The sequence below is a fragment of the Gemmata algarum genome (assembly GCF_034097035.1).
Taxonomy (GTDB): domain Bacteria; phylum Planctomycetota; class Planctomycetia; order Gemmatales; family Gemmataceae; genus Gemmata; species Gemmata algarum.
Window position 1 is genome coordinate 64083 of the sequence record NZ_JAXBLV010000144.1, and the last position, 18025, is coordinate 82107.

Sequence of the window (18025 nt, forward strand, 5' to 3'; positions counted from 1 at the left end):
GCTTCTACAATACCCGCAATTCCCGCTCGTCTCCAGCACAGGAACCGCACGCCGATGCGCGAGTACCGCCTCGAAACCGACAGCATGGGGCACATCCGCGTCCCCGCCGACCGCCTCTACGGTGCGCAGACCGCCCGCTCGCTCACGCACTTCGCGATCGGCGCCGACACCATGCCCCGCGCCGTGATCCGCGCGTTCGGCACGCTCAAGAAGGCCGCCGCGCTCACCAACAGCGCCCTCGGGCTGCTCCCCGCCGACCGGTGCAAGCTGATCGCCGACGCCGCGGACGAGGTGATCGCCGGGTACCTCGACGACCACTTCCCGCTCCGCGTGTGGCAGACCGGCAGCGGCACGCAGACCAACATGAACGTCAACGAGGTGATCTCGAACCGCGCCATCCAGATGGCCGGCGGGGTGCTCGGCAGCAAGAAGCCGGTCCACCCGAACGACGACGTGAACATGTCGCAGTCGTCCAACGACACCTTCCCGACGGCCATGCACATCGCCGCCGCGGAGGAGCTCGTTCACGAGTTGGTGCCGAGCGTGCGGGCGCTCCGCGACACGTTCGCCGCGAAGGCCGCCGAGTTCGCCGACATCGTGAAGATCGGCCGCACCCACCTCATGGACGCGGTGCCGCTGACGCTGGGCCAGGAGTTCGGCGGGTACGTCGCGCAGCTCGATTACGGCATCGCGGCGGTCGAGAAGGCGCTGCCGTTCCTGTACGAACTCGCGCTCGGCGGCACCGCCGTCGGCACCGGGCTCAACGCGCATCCGGAGTTCGCCGTCCGCGTCGCGAAGCAGATCGCCGACCTCACCAAGCTGCCGTTCGTCACCGCGCCGAACAAGTTCCAGGCGCTCGCGGGGCACGAGCCGCTGGCCTTCGCGTCGGGCGCGCTGAAGACGCTCGCCACGGCCCTGATGAAGATCGCCAACGACGTCCGCTGGCTCGCGAGCGGCCCGCGGTGCGGCCTCGGCGAGCTCACCATCCCCGAGAACGAGCCGGGCTCGTCGATCATGCCCGGGAAGGTGAACCCGACCCAGTCCGAAGCGATGACGATGGTGTGCGTGCAGGTCATCGCCAACGACCTCGCGGTGGGCCTAGCGGCGTCGCAGGGGAACTTCGAGCTGAACGTGTTCAAGCCGGTGCTGATCCACAACTTCCTGCACTCCGTCCGGCTCCTGACGGACGCCTGTCGGAGCTTCCGCGAGCACTGCGCCGCGGACATGCCCGAGACCGACTACGAGGCGCTCGAGTACGTCGTCGGCAAGGACAGCGGGATGGTGGAAGTCGATCAGTCGAAGATCGCCCCCAGGGCCGGCGGCAAGGTGCGCAAGGGGATCGACGCCAACCGCGCGACCATCGCCCGGATCGTGAACGAGTCGCTGATGCTGGTGACCGCACTAAACCGGCACATCGGGTACGACGCGGCGGCCAAGATCGCGAAGACCGCGCACCACAACGGCACCACGCTCCGCGCCGAGGCGATCAAGCTCGCGCCGCCGCTCAAGGACGGGACCGGCCCGCTCACCGCCGAGAAGTTCGATCAGATCGTCCGGCCCGAGAAGATGACCGCCCCCGGGACCGACTGAGCTGAGAAATTCGGAGTGCGGAATTCGGAATTCGGAATTAAAGAGACAGAGAAGAGCCAAAATACGCTCCGCACTTTGTCTTCAATTCCGCATTCCGAATTCCACATTCCGCATTACTAAAGAACACCGCCCGGCGGTGCGGGGACACCACCGGGCGGCCGGGAGACCGACCCACGCGGGGTGCGATCTTGCTGTCAGCGTAAACACGTCGCGCGGCCCGTTCAATGGCCTGACACGTTTTTTCTTAACCCTTCCCCGCCCCGGCCCGCGACAATACGGCCGATTTTCGCCTGCGCCCCAACTTTTTCGGCCGCCGTATCGTCCGGAATCGAGAAGCCCAGATGTCGCTCTCACCTTTCTCAGGCTCAACGAAATGCGGAAGTTCCTGCTCGCAACCGCCGCTCTGGTGCTCGGCGTCGGCTCGACCGACGCCCTCATGATCGCCATCCGCCCGGCCCCCCAGCGTGCCATCACGGCCGAGGCGGTCGTGGTCGGGAAGGTCACGGCGATCGAAAAGGACACCGTTGAAGCGGTCCCGCCGTTCCCGGGCGCGAAGGAAAAGGTCACGTACCGGGTCGCGGTCGTGAAGATCGAATCGATGCTGGCCGGCGCCGACAACCTCACACACATCAAGATCGGCACGCAGCCCCCGCAACCGGCCCCCGTTCCGGCCCCGCCCGGCGGCCCCGGCGTCCGGCCCATTCGCCCCATCCGCCCCGGGTTCCAGGTTCCTGAGCTGAAAGAGGGTCAGGAGATGCTGTTCTTCCTGACCAAGCACCCGTCCGCCGACTTCTACATCATCCCGAACATGAGCCTGCCGGTCGACATCAAGACCGACGCCGGGAAGAAGGAACTCGAAGCGGTCAAGAAGGTGACCGGGGTGCTGGCCGACCCGATGAAGGCCCTCAAGAGCGATAAGGCCGAAACCCGGCTGCTCGCCGCCACGACGATGGTGACCAAGTACCGGTCCTACCCGGATTTCGGCGGCGAGGTCGAACAGGCGGCGATCCCAGCCGACGAGAGCAAGCTGATCCTGAAAGCCCTCGTCGAAGCGGACTGGAGCAACAAGGTGCGTCCCGCCCCGGGCGCGGATGTCTTCGCGAACCCGATCAACGCGTTCTACCAGCTCGGGCTGAGCGAACAGGACGGGTGGGCGCAGCCGGCGTTCCCGCGCCCGCAACCGGGCCAACCGCCGGTGGACTTCAACGCGCTCACCAAAGAGGCGTTCGTGAAGTGGCTCGACGGCCCCGGCAAAGACTACCGGGTCAAGAAGCTGGTCCCGAAAAAGTAACAAGCATAGGAGCCCCGCTCCGGGGTATTTACATGATCCGCACGCTGTTCGTCGCGGCGCTCGCCGCGCTGCTGCTCGTGACCCCGGCGGAAGCCAAGCGCGTCCGCATGTTCACGCCGCTGGAGAAGCTGGCCCGCGCTAACGCGGTCGTGGTCGGCAAGGTGACGGCCATCGAGAAGGAACCCGCCCTCGTGCCGGCCGAGCCGGGCGCGAAGGAGAAGGTGTCGTACCGGGTCGCGGTGGTGAAGGTCGAGACGCCCCTCATCGGGGCGGGCGAGGTGACGCACATCAAGGTCGGGTTCGAGCCGACCGGGACCAACATCGACGCCCCGGCCCCGCCGCGCCGCGGCGGCCTGTCCCCGTTCCGCCCGACCGTGGACGCGGAAGGGCTGTTCTTCCTCGTCAAGCACCCCACCGGGGACTTCTACACCATCACCCCGATGCTGAGCCCCATCCTGGCCGACACCGCGGACTACAAAGACCGCGTCGCGGAAGCGAAAAAGGCCGCCGCGGCGCTGGCCGATCCGATGAAAGCCCTGAAGGCCGATCAGGCGGCCGACCGCACCCTGGCCGCCAACGTCCTCGTCGCCAAGTACCGGGCGTACCCCGAGGGGGGCGGCGAAGCCACGATCGCCAAGGTGCCCGCGGACGAGAGCGCGCTCCTACTCAAGACGCTGGCCGAAGCCGACTGGAAGGCCGAGGCGAGCGGGCTCACGGCGTACCAGTCGTTCAGCATGCTCGGGCTGAACGACAAGGACGGCTGGACGTTCCCGATGGTGAAGCCCGGCGAGGACTTCATCACGAAGACGAAAGAGGCGTTCGTGAAGTGGCTCGACGGCCCCGGCAAGACCTACCAAATCGACCGCTTCACGGTCAAAGTGCCCGGCAAGTGAGCCGGTGATTTCCCGACGTTGAGTTGCCCCACCCGCCTGCTGATGCCGGCGGGTGTAACTTTTGGACCGTTTGCATCCCGCGAGACGTTCTCGTAAACCCAACAAGAGGATCTGTCGCCCCCGTTTGCCTAAATCCCCCAGACGCGCCGCGATGTTCACCAACCAACACCACCTCAAGCACCTCCTGCGGCCGCACCATTACACGTCCGAAGAGCAGTACCGGGCGGAACTGCGGCACCTGTTCCAGCCGGCGTGGCACCCGGTCGCGACCACGAGCGACCTCGCCCGGCCCGGCGACTTCGTCACGCTCGACCTGCTCGAAACCCCGTTCATCATCCGCAACTTCGACGGCGAGCGGCGGGCCTTTCTGAACGTCTGCCCGCACCGGCACAGCAAACTCACCGAGAAGCCCCGCGGGCACGCCGAGAAGCTCCGGTGCCAGTACCACGGGTGGGAGTTCAACAAGGACGGCGGGACCGGCAAGATCCCGGACGCGAAGGTGTTCCGCCCGTGGGACCGCGAGAACTCGTGCCTGAAAGCGTTCCGCGTGGACACCTGCGGCGACCTGGTGTTCGTGAACTTCAGCGCGAGCGGCCCGAGCCTGCGCGAGTGGCTCGCGCCGGTGTGGGACGCGTGGCAGGACTACGGCGGCGCGTACCGGCACGCGGCGACGTGGGAGAAGGACTTCGCGTGCAACTGGAAGGTGGTGCTGGAGAACTCGCTGGAGTCGTACCACATCCCCGAGGTTCACCCGCACACGTTCAAGGAGTTCCCGCCCGAAGAGAACGTGTGGCACACGCTCTCGGACCGGTCCACGTGGTTCAAAACGGTACCGCCGAACGACTTCGCCGGCCGCGCGCAGGCGTGGATGGTCCGGCGCATGGGCCAGCCGGTGACGAACGAGTACTGGCACCGCGTGCTGCACCCGCACGCGACCGGCAGCTCGCTGGACTCGTTCCGGATGATGCAGTGCGTGTTCCCCACCGGCCCGACGACGTGCCGCTACCGGTGCATCTTCTTCACGCTCCGCGGGACGCGCACCAACCCGCTGGCGTGGGGCCTGTACCGCACCCTGAAGTCGATCGCGACGGCCATCGGGAAGAAGGTGTTCGCCGAGGACGGGTCGATTTACCTGGGCATCCAGCGCGGGATGGAGGCGAGCCCGTTCCCGGGGGTGATCGGGACGCGCGAGGAGCGCGTGTACCACTTCCAGAAGTACGTGCTGGACAACACGAAGGGGCCGCGCGAGTTACCGCAAGCGCCCGCCCCGTCCGAACCGACGCCGGTCTGCGCGGGCTGAAAACCGAGGGCATCTTGTCTTGAGTGTGGCCCGCTCGCTCCGCGAGCGGTCGCGATGCACGGACGGTTGCGAAATCGGTCAACCCGCGCACACTTCACAACAACCGTCTCATCTTCTGCCTCTAACGGTTGCGAAATCGGTCAACCCGCGCACACTTCACAACAACCGTCTCATCTTCTGCCTCTATGGGCCAGCTATTCCATCCCGGCCCACACAACCAGAAATAGCTCCGGCCGAGCCGTTCATGACACCCGACGCACCGCTCGCGGAGCGAGCGGGCCACACTCAAAACAGGAACGGACGGCCGGCACAATCAAATCACGTACTGGAGCGGCTCGCCGGAATCGACGAGTTGAGCGAGCGTCGTGGACTTGAGAATCGCGGCCTGTTTCAGAAGGAAGTCTTCGTGCGCGGTGCGGACGCGGTCCCACACGTCGTCGAGCGCGGCAGCCAGCGGCGACGTGGGCTTGCGGGCCTTCGTCCGCGTCCCGGCCTGCTCCGTCCCCTCCACCGCGGCGATCACGTCGGCCAGGGTGATCGCCGACGGCGCCCGCGCGATGTGGTACCCGCCGGCCGCCCCGCGGGTGCTGGTCACCAGCCCGTCCTTGTTCAACTGGATCAGGATCTGCACCAGGAAGCGCGGGGACGAGATCCCGTGCTTGTTCGCGATGTCCGTCAGGCGCACCGGCTTCGGGTCGCCGTAATGGGCGGCCAGTTCCAGCATCGCCAGACACGCGTATTCGGCACGAGCGGAAAAAAGCATAGCGTCACTAAGGAGTGAGAAGTGAAGCGCGAGGGGCCGAACGGGAGCGGCCGGCGCTCTCACGTTCCTGCCCCTCATCCTCACCCGAAACTAGATCCCTTCCCCGTCCTTGACCTCGATGACGTGCAGCCCGCACTCCTTCTTGGCCTTGCCCGCCCAGCGGCCGGCGCGCTCGTCCTCGCCCGGCGCCACCGGGCGGGTGCAGGGCCAGCACCCGATGCTCGGGTAGTCGCGGTCGTGGAGCGGGTTGTACGGCACGTCGTGCTTGTGGATGAAGCCCCACACGTCCTTCTTGGTCCAGTTCAGCAGCGGGTTGAGTTTGACCAGCGAGAACTTCGCGTCCCACTGCACCACCGCCGCCTTCCCACGATCGGCCGTCTGGTCCTTGCGGATCGCCGAAATCCAGGCGAGCGGGTCGATGCGCTCGACCGCGCGCCGGAGGGGGAGGATCTTGCGGTCGTGGCAGCACTGGTCCGGGCGGAGTTGGTGCAGCGGCCCGCCGTGCTCGGCCTCGTAATCGGCGACGGTCTGTTCCGGGTAAATGTACTCGACCTCGGTGCCGTAACGGGCCTTGATCCGCTCGCGCAGTTCCAGCGTTTCGGGGAACTGGTAGCCGGTTTCGAGGTTGATGATCCGGGCGTTCGGCTGGATCTCCGCCAGCATGTGAATCAGGCAGCACCCTTCCGCACCGAACGCGGTCGCCATCAGCAGGCGCGGCGAGAAGCGGTCACTCGCCCAGCGGAGCACGTCTTGTGGGGTCGCGTTCAGGAGCCGCTCGTTCGCCGCGGCGATCTCCTCCGGCGTGGCCTGCGTTACCGGCATCCCGTTCTCCGGACGATTCCAACACATCCCGCATTGCCATCGTAAAGATTCTACACCCGAACGCGCAGGGCGGAACTATCAGAATGCGAATTGCGGAATTCGTAAACCGTAACGGAACGCAGAACGCGCAACACTTCTCCGTTTTCCTCTGCCCCTTGGGTGGAGCGAATGTCGCCCAGACAACCGGCCCATTGCCGTTACGCCGTAACAACTTATGGCGAATGATCTTGAATGAGAATAAGAGCCGCGCGCATCTGACTCCGGTTGGAGCGCATCTGTGTTCTGTAGCCAGCTTGCAGCGGCCGGGCGACCCCACCCGTTTACCACCGCCACACAGGGGCCGGCTACAGTTCGAGAGCGAGGTGATCCAAACGGCCACGAACCTGATCCGGTAGCCGCCGCAGAGTCACTCCGGGTAGCGAGTTATCGCGCCCGGTTGCCTACGAGCCGACCGGGCGCGACAACTCGTGTCTTGTCGTCGAGAAGACAGTTTTTGACAGGATAAACCGGATGAATACAGATCAATTTGAAATCTTGTTTATCCTGTTGATCCTGTTGATCCTGTCAAACTCTTCTTGGCCCCTCTGTCGCGCGTTGGTGTGATGCCGAATCTGATTGATCCGCATCCACACCGCATTCTGTAGCCGGCCTCTGTGAGGCCGGTGCGACATCGGTCGTATCGCACCGGCCTCGCAGAGGCCGGCTACAGAATGCAGTCACTCTTCAATTGAATCTGGTACGAGTGCCCACCGAACGACCTCCGGGCGCGACACGCGGCGTGTCCTCTTCCGGGTGCTCACAGACCGCGCCCCAAAGTGCCTCGCGTTCGCTCACGCCTTGGTCTCGCTCAGGGGCCGGTGCTGCGGGGCGATTGCCACCACCGGCTGCCCCAGCAGTCGCTTGATCGGGATGAACTCCCCGACATCATTCCCCTCGATCCGGTGCCCCACCCATTGCAGGAAGTACCCCAGAACGATCGCCCCCGCGCCCCAGTACCATTCGGCGAGGAACAGCAGCGGGACGCCCGCGAACGCGAGCGGGATACCCAGCATGTGTATCCAGAAGTTCGCGGGGGTTTGGTGGCGGTCGAGCCAGTTACGGCGGGCGCGGCCGGCGAACCGGATGAGCGCGCGTGCGATCGGAAATCTCGGCATCGCTTGGGGTGTTTGGCGTTTCGTGGTTGGTGTTTCGTGCTGATTGTGTACTGTTTTCGGGGGGCGGTTTGCAGCCCCGCGCCGCCCCGAACACGAACCCGGCCACTCACATGATCGCACCTTCCATTCTGGCGGCCGACTTCTCGAAGCTCGGCGAGTTGGTCCGCGAGGTCACGAAAGCCGGCGCCGACCGCATCCACGTCGATGTCATGGACGGGCACTTCGTCCCGAACCTGAGCATGGGCGCGGTCGTGGTCGAGGGGCTCCGGCCGGTCACCACGGTCCCGCTGGAAGTCCACCTGATGGTCGAGGACCCGGGCCGGTTTCTGGACGGGTTCGTGAAGGCCGGCGCGGACACCCTCATCGTTCACCTGGAGGTGCTGCCGGACCCGCGGCCGATGGTCGAGCACATCAAGAAGGCGCTGGGCAAGAAGGTGGGTCTGGCGTTCAACCCGGACATGCCCGTCGAGCGCATCGAACCGTACCTGAAGGACATCGACCTGGCGCTCTGCATGACCGTGTTCCCGGGGTTCGGCGGGCAGGCGTTCATCCCCGAGAGCCTCGAACGGCTCCGCAAGCTCAAAGCGCTGACCGCCGTTCACAACCCGGCGTGCGAGATCGAGGTGGACGGCGGCATCGGGGCGAAGACCATCGCGGGCTGCGCCGCCGCGGGCGCGAACGTGTTCGTCGCGGGCAGCGCGGTGTTCGGCGCGAAGCAAGGCCCGGCCGCCGCAACGAAGGATCTCATCGCGCTAGCCAAACAATAAGACAGGATTGGCCACAAAAAGACGAAGGCAGGATTGGCCGCAAAAAAGCACAAAAAGCACAAAAGAAGGCAGAAGAGGAAGGCAGAAGGCAGGATTGGCCGCAAAAAAGCACAAAAGAAGGCAGGAAGCCAAGACAGAAGAGGAGTTTTTAAAACCACTTTTTGTTTTTGTCTTCTGTTTACTTTTGTGCTTTTTGTGCTTTTTTGCGGCCAATCCTGCCTTCTGCCTTCCTCTTCTGTTTACTTTTGTGCTTTTTGTGCTTTTTTGCGGCCAATCTCTCTTCTGTCTTCCTTTCGTGGCCAATCCTGTCTTATCTCAACTCTATTGCGGCCGTTTGCGTCACGTCATCAGTACCCGACTTCTAACCCGAGGTTCACGGACTGCACGGAGAAGTCCGTCAGTTTGAGCCCGTTTGCGGCGGGGTCGAGCACATTACTCAAGCGCCCGGCGCGGCTCAGGTACTGGAACGAGTAGCCCACATACGTCCGCATCCGCGGGGTCAGCTGCCAGCCCGCGGACACGTTCACCACCGGCATCACCGCGAACCGGCTCTCGTCGCGCGTGTCCAGGGCGGCGAAACGGCGGTAGTTCCCTCCGAGCAGCCCCTCGGCGCCGGTGAACAGGCCGCCGGCGCGGACCTCCGGCGTGACCGCCCCGAACGCGACCTTGGCCGACCCGGCCACGTACCACCCGCTCTCGGCGCGGTAGTGCCCGGACAGCCCGATCTGCCCGCCATGAAACGGGTTCGCGACCGAGACCCGGTACGGACCCGGCCCGCGCCAGTTCCGGCCCCGGTCATCGTTGTCGTTCACGCGGTCCGATTCGCCGATGAACAGTTCGTCTTTCAAGTACGCAAAGCGGTATCCCGCGAGCGCGTCGAGCCAGGCGTGGTGGTCGCCGTAGAGCCGGTGCCGGTAGTTCACTTCGGGGGTGACGAACGAGTTCGTGAGGCGGACGGGGAACACGCCCGTGAACATCGACGCGAGCGGCTCGAACAGCGGGAGCAGTTGCGGCGCGCGGGCCGTCCCCTGCGGGAACAGCACGACCACTCCCGGCGCGTACCCGTCGAATGAGTTTTCTGACGAGCGGAAGAAGAACCCCAGGTCCACACCGGACGTGTTACTCGCGCCGAACCGGCGCCCGACATCCAGCCCCAGCGCGGCGTCGAACCGGTTCGTTGAGCGCCCCGCGACCGGCAGCATCAGCCCCGGCCCGGCCCCGCCGAGTCCGGACACGACGGGGAGTCGCACGGTCGCCGGAAGCGTGTCGCGATCCGCCCACGCCAACCCCAGCGCCACACCGCCCCACCACTTCCCGCCCGGCTCCTCTTCCGCACGAAACCGCGGCCGCTCGGGCTCGCGTTCCGGGAGGTACAGGTAGTTCGGGTCGTACTCGACGGGTGGCGGGGTGCCGCCCGGCTTGGGCACCTCGGCGAGAGGGGGAACGGGCGGGACCGGCAGCAGTGGTGGCAGGGTCGCGTTGTCAGGTAGTGGGGGTGACGCGGGCGGCGTCGGCGCGACCGATGCGACCGGCGGGGGCGGGGGCGCGACCGGCGAGGGCACGAGCGGTGGGGGCGCGGGCGACGGAAGCGGCTGCGCACGCCCGACGCCGACCGAGACCAGCACCACCCCGACCGCGACCGGCCAACGGCTGCGCATTCCTCACCCCCGTGCGTGTACTGTTTTGTACCCCGCGCGGATAGTCGCCGCTGACGGCGATTTCAACTGGAGTTTCGCCCGGCAGAGGGCCGAAGGCGGAGAACCATCTCGTTTCACTTCCGCCCGCGCCCGTTCCGGTGACTCGTACCGAGTCCAGTCGTTTCGAGTTCGGTCCGTACCGCGGTTCCGGCCTGGAGTGTGGTCCGCTCACTCCGTGAGCGGTCGCTCCGCGGATCCGATCCGCTCCCGGTGTCATCCGCTCCGTCGCTGTGCGCCACGTGCATCCGATACCCGGAGCGACCGCTCACGGAGTGAGCGGACCACACTCCGAACCACGGCACGGGTGCTCCACACTCACTTGAAACGACTGGAATCCGGTTGGTGCGTATCCAGGCCGTATTCTGTAGCCGGCCTCTGTGAGACCAGTAGCAGACGAGTGGTGTCGCACCGGCCTCACAGAGGCCGGCTACAGGAAGCCGTTACTCTTCAATCGGATTCGGTATCACCTGCCCCACGCACTCGTCCGCGCGTTGTTCGGGCTCTCGGCCCGGAGTACACTGCCTGAACACTCGCCCCCAGGGCCGGAGGATTCAGGATGAACCGGGTGTTCGCTCTTATCGTCGCGGTGCTCGCGCTGATCGCGTGCGGCGGGTACGTCGCCTACGACCAGTTGTTCCGCGCGCCGCCGCCCCCGCCCCCGCTGGCGCACGAGGACCACGGCGACAAGCTCCCGACGCAAAACGAGTTCGACACGTTGGCCCGAACGGACCCGGTCAAGGCACTGTCGATGTGCCTCACGCGGTACCAGCGCGAGGTCCACGGGATGCGCTGCGTTCTTGAGAAGCAGGAACGGGTGCAGGGGAAACCGGAGCCCCCGCAGCCCCCGCCGGTCGAGGTGCTTGAGTTGTGCGTGCGCGGCGACGTGCCCGACCCCGAAACGAAGAAAACCGCGATCGAGGTGGCGGCGAAGTGGCGCTCCGGAGCGCGGTCGTTCCTCGGGTCCGAGATCACCGGCACGCTGTTCAGTGAACGTCCTGAGGCGGAGGGCGGGTTAGGGAACAAAGCCGTAACCTGGCGCCCCAAAGCCTTCGTCAGCAAGCTGAGCACCCCGATCCCGCCGGACAGCCCGCTCGCAACGGGCCAGTCGCGCTACTGCGTCCGCGACGCCGGGCTGTACCGCACCATGCTCCGCACCCACGAGGCGTGGAAGGACCGTCAGGAAACCGGCAAGTTCAAGTACGAGTACCTGGGAACCAAACCGGTCGAGAAGGCCGGGAACCGCGAGTGCCATGTGATCCGGCGCATGTGCGAGGGGGTCGAGGTGGACGCATTTCAGTTGGGCGGGGCCGCCAGCAAAGACCCGAAGGTGATCGCGGCCGAAGGGTTCACGGAAGTGACCATCTTCATCGACCGCGAGCGGTGGCTCCAGGTCGCGACCGAGACGCTCCGCGACGCGCCGGGCGGCACGAAAGTGACGATCGGCACCTACTACTTCCGCGACATCGAACTAAACCCTACCTTCCCACCCGACACGTTCACGGCCGCCTGGTTGAAGACGCCGTAGTACACGAACCCACCCGCGGCGCCACTGTCTTGACGAGCCACGCACTCCCGGGAGTGGGAGACGTGGCACCGGGGCCGCTCGCCCTTCACGCTCCGGTGGTCACCCCCGGTCACCCGGTGGGCCGGGGGTGTGACCGCCGTAAGTCCTTGCGGCACAAGGCGCGGTCACCCCTGGTCACCCTGGTCACCCCTTTTCTTTTTTATTTGTCGAACATCTTCTCGCGGGTGTAACGTTCTCCGGTGTAACGCCGTCCGGCGCTCGTTACACACGCGCCAGGGGATGGGCGGCGGAGTGTTACGGGGGTAGAGAGGGGGTGACCGGGGTGACCACGGGTGACCAAGCCTTGCGCCGCAAGGAGTTACGGCGGTCACCCGGGGTGACCAGAGGGTGACCAGGGGGGGCCGGGGGGGGCCGGCGCGACATGCGCACGCGGGGCGAAGACCCACCCCCAGCCCCTCCCTTCAGGGAGGGAAGCAAAGGCAACCTACCACCCCCGGCCCCCCCCTCGTCGTGCTCGCCGGCCCGGTCAGCGAAGCTTCCGTGGGCCGGCGGAAGGGAGGGGGAGCAAAAACCACCGCGGCCCCGAGGCGGAATCGATGCGCCGGTGCCTTGCTCCCCTCCCTTCAGGGAGGGGCCGGGGGTGGGTCTCCGCCCCCAGCACCCTCTCGCACCGGGACCAGCCCTCCCGGCGCCCCTCTCCCTATCAGGGAGGGGGACGGGGGGTAGGTCGTCTTCGGGGCCGGGGCACCTTCACAGGCCAAGCGCCCTTCTAGCTCAACCGGCGCAAACTATAAAACAGATACGCAGAAAACACGTCTGATTTCTTAACGAGCCGTGTCCCCCACTGTCATTTCCCGTTCGGGCGCGTGCCTTGGCGAGCTCTGCGGTCGCGGCCCGTCAACACACGCGACACCGCAAGCAGGTTCACAGATGAGAAACAGACGCACCCGCCGGACCGAAAGCCGGTGCCATCTGCCGTAAGGGGGCGTTGCGCAGACACGCGACCGGGAAAAAGTGCCCGCAGCACCAGAACGGAGCCAGAACATGACCGCTGCTAACAGCGCTGTGTGTGGTGATGCGGCGTACCACGGGTACGGGGTAGTGACTTCACCCACACGTTTTGCTAACGCTGGCCCTGGGGCTGTCCCCAAGTTCACTCGGCACTGTAACGGAGGTTACACGCGCGACGCCACTGTACCCCCCCCGTTACACTCGCGACGCGACACCACTGTAACCTCCGTTACACTCGCGACGCGACACCACTGTAACCTCCGTTACACTCGCGACACGAACCCGCTGTCCCCCCCCGTTACACTCGCGTCGCGACACCACTGTCCCCCCCCGTTACACTCGCGTCGCGACACCACTGTAACCTCCGTTACACTCGCGACACGAACCCGCTGTAACCCCCCGTTACACTCGCGACGCGACACCACTCGGGGGTTACAGTGCCGACGCGACCGCTGCCGATGGGTCACCGACTGGACGTTCGCTCGCGTTCGACTGGTCACGAGCTGGCAGTTCGCTGGTGCATCGCTACCACCGAATCGCACCTAAAAACCCGCGCTCCGAGCCGTCAAAGGTTGAGAAGAATGGTTCCCGCGACGGGCAAGAGATGCGTCGCAACAGGTTTTCAGGATGTCACTTGCGACCGATATGGCCCAGCCGAGCGGTACCCGCTCGGGCTCCAAGCCGGTGGGAGTTTCGCGGCCCGCAAGCAGCGAAACGAGACGAAACGAACGACCGGAAACACCACCAGGGAAGCACCCGATGCCAATCGCAACGCAACAAACGAAGGGGCCGGTTCCCGAGCGGGCGCTACTGCCCCAACCCGGCGAGTACGGCATCGACCTGGCTCAGGTCGGCGGGCTTCACGAAGTGGTAATCGAACCCGGCCTCTTTCGTGCGGCGTCGGTCCTCGTCCTTGCCCCATCCGGTGAGCGCGGCGAGCGCCACGCCGCTCAGGGCCGGGTCGTCGCGGAGCCGCTCGGCCAGTTCGTACCCGCTCATGCCGGGCAGCCCCAGGTCGAGCAGCACCAGCCGCGGGCGGAAGGTGCCCAGCACCCGGATCGCCTCCGCCCCGTCGCGGGCGGTGCGCACCGTGTGACCCTTCATTTCGAGCAGCTCGGCCAGCGACTCGGCCGCGTCCAGGTTGTCGTCCACGATCAGCACCGGCGCGCCGCCCTTCAGCCGCGGCTCGGGGGGCGCGGCAACCGAAGCCGCCGGTTCGGCCGCGGCGGGGCGGTTCACGAGCGGCAGGCGCACGACGAACTCGCTCCCCTTCCCCTCCCCGGCGCTGTGCGCGGCGATCTCCCCGCCGTGCAGCGCGACCAGCCGCTTCACCAGCGTCAGCCCGATCCCCAGCCCGCCCTGGGCGCGGTCCACCGCGCTGCCGACCTGGGTGAACAGGTCGAACACCTGGGGCAGCATCTCGGCCGAGATGCCGATCCCGTTGTCGCCCACGCGCACCACCGCTTTCTCCCCCTCGCGGGCCGCCGAGAGGGTGATCCGCCCGCCCTTGGGGGTGTACTTCGCTGCGTTGTTGAGCAGGTTCGCGAAGATCTGCGTCAGCCGGGTGCGGTCGCCGTCGAGCAGGAGCGGCTCGGCGGGCACATCGACCGTCAGCTCGTGGCGCCCGACCTCGATCAGCGGGCGGCTCGTTTCGACCGCGGTGCCGAGCACCGGGGCCAGTTCGAGCCGCTCCTTCCGGAGCACGATCTTGCCGCTGGAGAACCGGGCCACGTCCAGCAGGTCGTCCACCAGGTGGACCATCTGCCCGAGCTGCCGCTCCATCATGGCGAGCGTGCGCGCGCGGGCGGGGCCGTCTGGCTGCCCCACGCTCATCAGGTGGACGCCGTTGCGCATGGGGGCCAGCGGGTTGCGCAGCTCGTGCGCCAGGGTCGCCAGGAACTCGTCCTTGCGGCGGTCGGCCTCGCGCAGCGCCTCGGCGGTGCGCTGCGTCTCGGCCAGGAGCCGGGCGTTCTCGGCGGCGATGAGCTTCAGCTCGTCGCGCTGCCGGGCCACCTCCTGGCGCTCGCGCCACAGCTCGAAGAACACGTCGGCCTTACTCTGGACCACGTGCGCTTCGAGCGGCTTGGTGAGGAAGTCCACCGCGCCGGTCTCGTACCCGCGGAACCGCCGCTGCTGGTCCGGGGTGCCGGCGGTCAGGAAGATGATCGGCACGCGCCGGGTGCGCTCGGTGCCGCGCATCAGCTCAGCCAGCTCGAACCCGTCCATCCCGGGCATCCGCACGTCCACGAACGCGAGCGCCACCTCGTGGACGAGCAGCAGCTCCAGCGCCGCGGGGCCGGACCGGGCCTTCAAGAGCGTCAGCCCGTCGCGGCGGAGCAGCCCCTCGAGCGCCAGCAGGTTCTCCTCGAGGTCGTCCACCAGCAGAAAGTGAACGGGTGCCGGTGCGGGTGTGCTCATGACGTACCTCCGAGTTCGCGGAGGTGAGCCGCGATTTGATCCAGCGTGAGCGCGCGGGCGGCGGGGTGGGCGGCCAGCGCGGCCAGGGGCATCGCCGTCGCCGCGGCGGTTGTGGGGGCCTGGACCAGCCCGATTCCGCCGGCCGCGAGCACGGCCCGCAGCCCCCGGGCGCCGTCGGCGTTCGCGCCCGTGAGCACGACGCCGACCAGCCCGGGGCCGAACACGTCCGCGGCGGACTCGAACAGCACGTCCACGGACGGGCGTGAGAAATGGACCTGCTCCTCGCTGGAGAGCGAGAGGCGGCGGTCCGGTTCCACGAGCAGGTGGTAATCGGGTGGCGCGAAATACACGGTACCGCCGGTCAACGGCTCCTTGTCGTCGGCCTCGCGCACGTCCACCGCGCACTTCCCGCGGAACAGCTCCGCCATCACGCTCTTTTTATCGGGCGGCAGGTGAACCACCACCATCACCGGCAGCGGGTACCCCTTCGGCAGCGCCGGCAGCACCGCGGAGAGCGCGTCCACCGCGCCGGCGGACGCGCCGATCACCACCGCCTCGGCCCCGGCGCTCACAGGTCCCCCTGCTTCTGGTAGATCCGCTCGTCGAGGGCGAACGGGGCGAAGGCGTCCGCGTGCGCGGAGAACCGGAGACTCTCCTTGGCCCCCAGGCCCAGGAACCCTTTCCGCACGAGCGAGTCCTTAAACAGCCCGACGGCGCGGTCCTGGAGGTCGCGGTCGAAGTAGATCAGCACGTTGCGGCACGACACCAGTTGCACCTCGGCGAACACCGCGTCGGAGGCCAAGCTATGATCCGAGAACACGGTCCGGCGGCGCAACGACTTGTCGAACACGGCGCTGCCATAAGCCGCGGTGTAGTAGTCCGACAGCGACGACTTGCCGCCCGCCTTGCGGTGGTTCTCGGTGAACAGCGGGAGCCGGTCCAGGTCGTACACCCCGGCCTCCGCCCGCTTCAGCGCCTCGGGGTTGATGTCGGTGCCGTAGAACATGGTGCGCTCGTCCAGCCCCTCCTCGCGGAACAGGATCGCCAGCGAGTACACCTCCTCGCCGGCGCTACACCCCGCGACCCACACCTTCAGCGACGGGTACGTTTTCAGGTGCGGCACCACCTGCTCGCGGATCGCGCGGAAGTACGCCGGGTCGCGGAACAGTTCGCTGACCTGCACGGTCAGGTAGGGGAGCAGGGCCGGCAGCACGGCGGGGTCGTGGAGGACGCGGTCCTGGAGTTGCGAGAAGGTGTCGCAGCCGAACCGCTCGCGGGCCTGTGTGAGGCGCCGCTTGAGCGACGCCACGGAGTACCCGCGGAAGTCGTAGTGGTACCGCTTGTGGATCGCTTCCAACAAGAGCCGCAGTTCGATGTCTTCGGTCTTGTCGCCCACGGCGGGAGGTCTCAGATCAGAACGCACGAGGGTTTACGGCGCTCCACGAACGCAGTGCGGGCACTCCGACGTGCAAGCGGCGGGCCAATGTCTTCACCCATTTGCGCCGAGCCATTCCCCGATCTTCGCGTCGAGTTCCGTCACGAACTGGCTCCGCGGCATCACCCGGTCGCACCCCGCCTGCCGGGCCGCGCGCAACACGTCGGCCTCGACGTGCGACCCGTAGGCGGTCACGCGCGGGGCGGGGTCGCAGACCGCTTTCAGGTCGGCGAGCAGCGCGGGCAGGTCCAGCCCCGGGTTGTGAACGTCGAGGATCACGCCCCCGGGCGCGGCCGCGCGGGCCGCGGCGAGCAGATCGGCGGCGGTGCGCACCATGCGAACGGTCAGACCCGCCGCCCGCGCGGTCCCGGACACGCGGCTGAAGAAGATCAGGTCGTCGCACAGCATCAGTCCGGGCGCGCTCACTTCTTCTCCCCCAGTCCTTTCGCGTCGAGCGTCATGTCGATGGCCTTGTTCAGGCCCTCGTCGAACTTCTGCTCGCGGAAGCTGGCGATCAGCGCGGCCTTCAGCTTCGGGCCGAAGCCCTTGGGCAGGTCGGCGGCCTCGGAGACGTGAACGTACAGCGTCTCCGGCTTCTTGCTCACGAACACGTGAACCCCTTTGAGGTTCAACTCCTTGGCCCGTGCGTCGGTGAACTCCTTGAAGAACTTCTCGCGCTCCGCCGGCCTCATCGCGGCGATTTTATTGGGATCGCCTTTCGGCGGGGACGGCGCCGTTTCGACCACAAAGTCGATGCCCTTCTCCTTGAACAGCCGCTCCGCGGCGGGCGCGAGTCGCGCCCACGCGGCCTCGCCGAACCGCTTCGCCTCGTCCTTGCTTTCCAGCGCCTTGTCGCGCTTGGGCGTGTCCTTTTGCGTCCCCGGCGCAACCGGTTCAGTTTTCTGGGCCAGCACAACCGAGCCAAAAGCCCCCGAAACAAGCAAAGCGAACAGCGTGCGGCGCATCTTTCACCTCATGAGCGAGTGGGGAGAGCACTGCCAATTCTACGCCGGTGTGCGTGGCGCACAGGGGAGAAGGCTCGAATCACCTGCGACCCGAGCAAGTGGGCAGCCCGCTGGAAGTGGATTTGAACCGTGATCCATCGAGGAGCCGAAATGCCTGCGACCGTGCTTACAAAGCGCCTACAACGGCCTTGGTTGGTTGCGCGCGTTCAGGTCGCCGCTCTGCGACAGGCCGATGTTGCGTCGGCCGGGCGTTCCGCCTCACACCCCGCGTGGGGAGCGCGGTTCCCGCACCGTACCGCCTGTGGCGGAAGTCAAAAGGTCGAAGTGAAAAGGCCGCAGTCGCAGCCGGTGGGTGCTCTCCTTTTGCCTCTTCACTTTGACCTTCTGACTTGCT

General features: G+C 66.7%; 15 protein-coding genes. 6 read left to right on the forward strand and 9 right to left on the reverse strand.

All coding sequences use genetic code 11. The annotated features are described in order from the left end of the window. Positions 1 to 54: 54 nt before the first annotated feature. The 4 genes from fumC to R5W23_RS12095 all read left to right on the forward strand — a co-directional run bounded on the left by fumC (position 55) and on the right by R5W23_RS12095 (position 5074). Positions 55 to 1590 (forward strand): class II fumarate hydratase, encoded by a 1536-nt coding sequence (fumC, locus tag R5W23_RS12080; protein ID WP_320686534.1) that lies wholly within the window; start codon positions 55 to 57, stop codon positions 1588 to 1590. A 373-nt stretch (positions 1591 to 1963) separates the two neighbouring features. After that, positions 1964 to 2881, forward strand: coding sequence for a hypothetical protein (locus R5W23_RS12085; protein WP_320686535.1), 918 nt, complete (start codon positions 1964 to 1966; stop codon positions 2879 to 2881). 32 nt (positions 2882 to 2913) lie between these two features. Next, a complete protein-coding gene (locus tag R5W23_RS12090; RefSeq protein WP_320686536.1) occupies positions 2914 to 3774 on the forward strand; it encodes a hypothetical protein in 861 nt (286 codons plus the stop codon). Between the two features lie 151 nt (positions 3775 to 3925). Then, entirely contained in the window at positions 3926 to 5074 is a 1149-nt protein-coding gene (locus R5W23_RS12095; protein WP_320686537.1) for an aromatic ring-hydroxylating oxygenase subunit alpha, read from the forward strand. Positions 5075 to 5387: 313 nt separating this feature from the next. On the opposite strand, the gene R5W23_RS12100 is transcribed toward R5W23_RS12095, so the two are convergent. From R5W23_RS12100 to R5W23_RS12110, 3 genes are all read right to left on the reverse strand, one after another. Further along, entirely contained in the window at positions 5388 to 5837 is a 450-nt protein-coding gene (locus R5W23_RS12100; RefSeq protein WP_033199238.1) for an RrF2 family transcriptional regulator, read from the reverse strand. Between the two features lie 90 nt (positions 5838 to 5927). Next, on the reverse strand, positions 5928 to 6659 hold the full coding sequence (locus R5W23_RS12105; RefSeq protein ID WP_320686538.1) for a phosphoadenylyl-sulfate reductase: 732 nt from the start codon (positions 6657 to 6659) through the stop codon (positions 5928 to 5930). Between the two features lie 830 nt (positions 6660 to 7489). After that, complete coding sequence (locus R5W23_RS12110; RefSeq protein ID WP_320686539.1) at positions 7490 to 7813, reverse strand: Mpo1-like protein; 324 nt, start codon at positions 7811 to 7813, stop codon at positions 7490 to 7492. A gap of 110 nt (positions 7814 to 7923) precedes the next feature. Here R5W23_RS12110 and rpe point away from each other — a divergent pair, with 110 nt between their 5' ends. Continuing rightward, positions 7924 to 8580 (forward strand): ribulose-phosphate 3-epimerase, encoded by a 657-nt coding sequence (gene rpe, locus R5W23_RS12115; RefSeq protein ID WP_320686540.1) that lies wholly within the window; start codon positions 7924 to 7926, stop codon positions 8578 to 8580. A gap of 347 nt (positions 8581 to 8927) precedes the next feature. Here the strand turns inward: rpe and R5W23_RS12120 are convergent, their stop codons facing one another. Further along, positions 8928 to 10238: a BBP7 family outer membrane beta-barrel protein gene (locus R5W23_RS12120; RefSeq protein WP_320686541.1), complete on the reverse strand. Its 1311-nt coding sequence runs from the start codon at positions 10236 to 10238 to the stop codon at positions 8928 to 8930. 595 nt (positions 10239 to 10833) lie between these two features. On the opposite strand from R5W23_RS12120, the gene R5W23_RS12125 reads away from it, so the two are divergent. Next, entirely contained in the window at positions 10834 to 11802 is a 969-nt protein-coding gene (locus tag R5W23_RS12125) for a DUF1571 domain-containing protein (RefSeq protein ID WP_320686542.1), read from the forward strand. A 1818-nt stretch (positions 11803 to 13620) separates the two neighbouring features. Here R5W23_RS12125 and R5W23_RS12130 read toward each other — a convergent pair. The 5 genes from R5W23_RS12130 to R5W23_RS12150 all read right to left on the reverse strand — a co-directional run bounded on the left by R5W23_RS12130 (position 13621) and on the right by R5W23_RS12150 (position 17631). Next, complete coding sequence (locus R5W23_RS12130; RefSeq protein ID WP_320686543.1) at positions 13621 to 15231, reverse strand: response regulator; 1611 nt, start codon at positions 15229 to 15231, stop codon at positions 13621 to 13623. Beyond that, entirely contained in the window at positions 15228 to 15803 is a 576-nt protein-coding gene (locus tag R5W23_RS12135) for a chemotaxis protein CheB (protein WP_320686544.1), read from the reverse strand. Before R5W23_RS12135 ends, R5W23_RS12130 begins: the two co-directional genes overlap by 4 nt. Then, positions 15800 to 16627: a CheR family methyltransferase gene (locus R5W23_RS12140; RefSeq protein ID WP_320686545.1), complete on the reverse strand. Its 828-nt coding sequence runs from the start codon at positions 16625 to 16627 to the stop codon at positions 15800 to 15802. Before R5W23_RS12140 ends, R5W23_RS12135 begins: the two co-directional genes overlap by 4 nt. Positions 16628 to 16720: 93 nt before the next feature. Beyond that, positions 16721 to 17092: a hypothetical protein gene (locus R5W23_RS12145; protein WP_320686546.1), complete on the reverse strand. Its 372-nt coding sequence runs from the start codon at positions 17090 to 17092 to the stop codon at positions 16721 to 16723. After that, positions 17089 to 17631 carry a TPM domain-containing protein gene (locus R5W23_RS12150; RefSeq protein ID WP_320686547.1) on the reverse strand — a complete coding sequence of 181 codons (543 nt, stop codon included), beginning with the start codon at positions 17629 to 17631 and terminating at the stop codon, positions 17089 to 17091. The genes R5W23_RS12145 and R5W23_RS12150 overlap by 4 nt, the downstream gene beginning before the upstream one ends. Positions 17632 to 18025 lie beyond the last annotated feature (394 nt).

Coding starts and splice junctions, on each gene's coding strand:
- rpe (WP_320686540.1), top strand. CDS start 7,924: ATGATCGCACCTTCCATTCTGGCGGCCGACTTCTCGAAGCTCGGCGAG.
- R5W23_RS12100 (WP_033199238.1), bottom strand. CDS start 5,837: ATGCTTTTTTCCGCTCGTGCCGAATACGCGTGTCTGGCGATGCTGGAA.
- fumC (WP_320686534.1), top strand. CDS start 55: ATGCGCGAGTACCGCCTCGAAACCGACAGCATGGGGCACATCCGCGTC.
- R5W23_RS12095 (WP_320686537.1), top strand. CDS start 3,926: ATGTTCACCAACCAACACCACCTCAAGCACCTCCTGCGGCCGCACCAT.
- R5W23_RS12130 (WP_320686543.1), bottom strand. CDS start 15,231: ATGAGCACACCCGCACCGGCACCCGTTCACTTTCTGCTGGTGGACGAC.
- R5W23_RS12125 (WP_320686542.1), top strand. CDS start 10,834: ATGAACCGGGTGTTCGCTCTTATCGTCGCGGTGCTCGCGCTGATCGCG.
- R5W23_RS12105 (WP_320686538.1), bottom strand. CDS start 6,659: ATGCCGGTAACGCAGGCCACGCCGGAGGAGATCGCCGCGGCGAACGAG.
- R5W23_RS12120 (WP_320686541.1), bottom strand. CDS start 10,238: ATGCGCAGCCGTTGGCCGGTCGCGGTCGGGGTGGTGCTGGTCTCGGTC.
- R5W23_RS12090 (WP_320686536.1), top strand. CDS start 2,914: ATGATCCGCACGCTGTTCGTCGCGGCGCTCGCCGCGCTGCTGCTCGTG.
- R5W23_RS12085 (WP_320686535.1), top strand. CDS start 1,964: ATGCGGAAGTTCCTGCTCGCAACCGCCGCTCTGGTGCTCGGCGTCGGC.
- R5W23_RS12110 (WP_320686539.1), bottom strand. CDS start 7,813: ATGCCGAGATTTCCGATCGCACGCGCGCTCATCCGGTTCGCCGGCCGC.
- R5W23_RS12150 (WP_320686547.1), bottom strand. CDS start 17,631: ATGCGCCGCACGCTGTTCGCTTTGCTTGTTTCGGGGGCTTTTGGCTCG.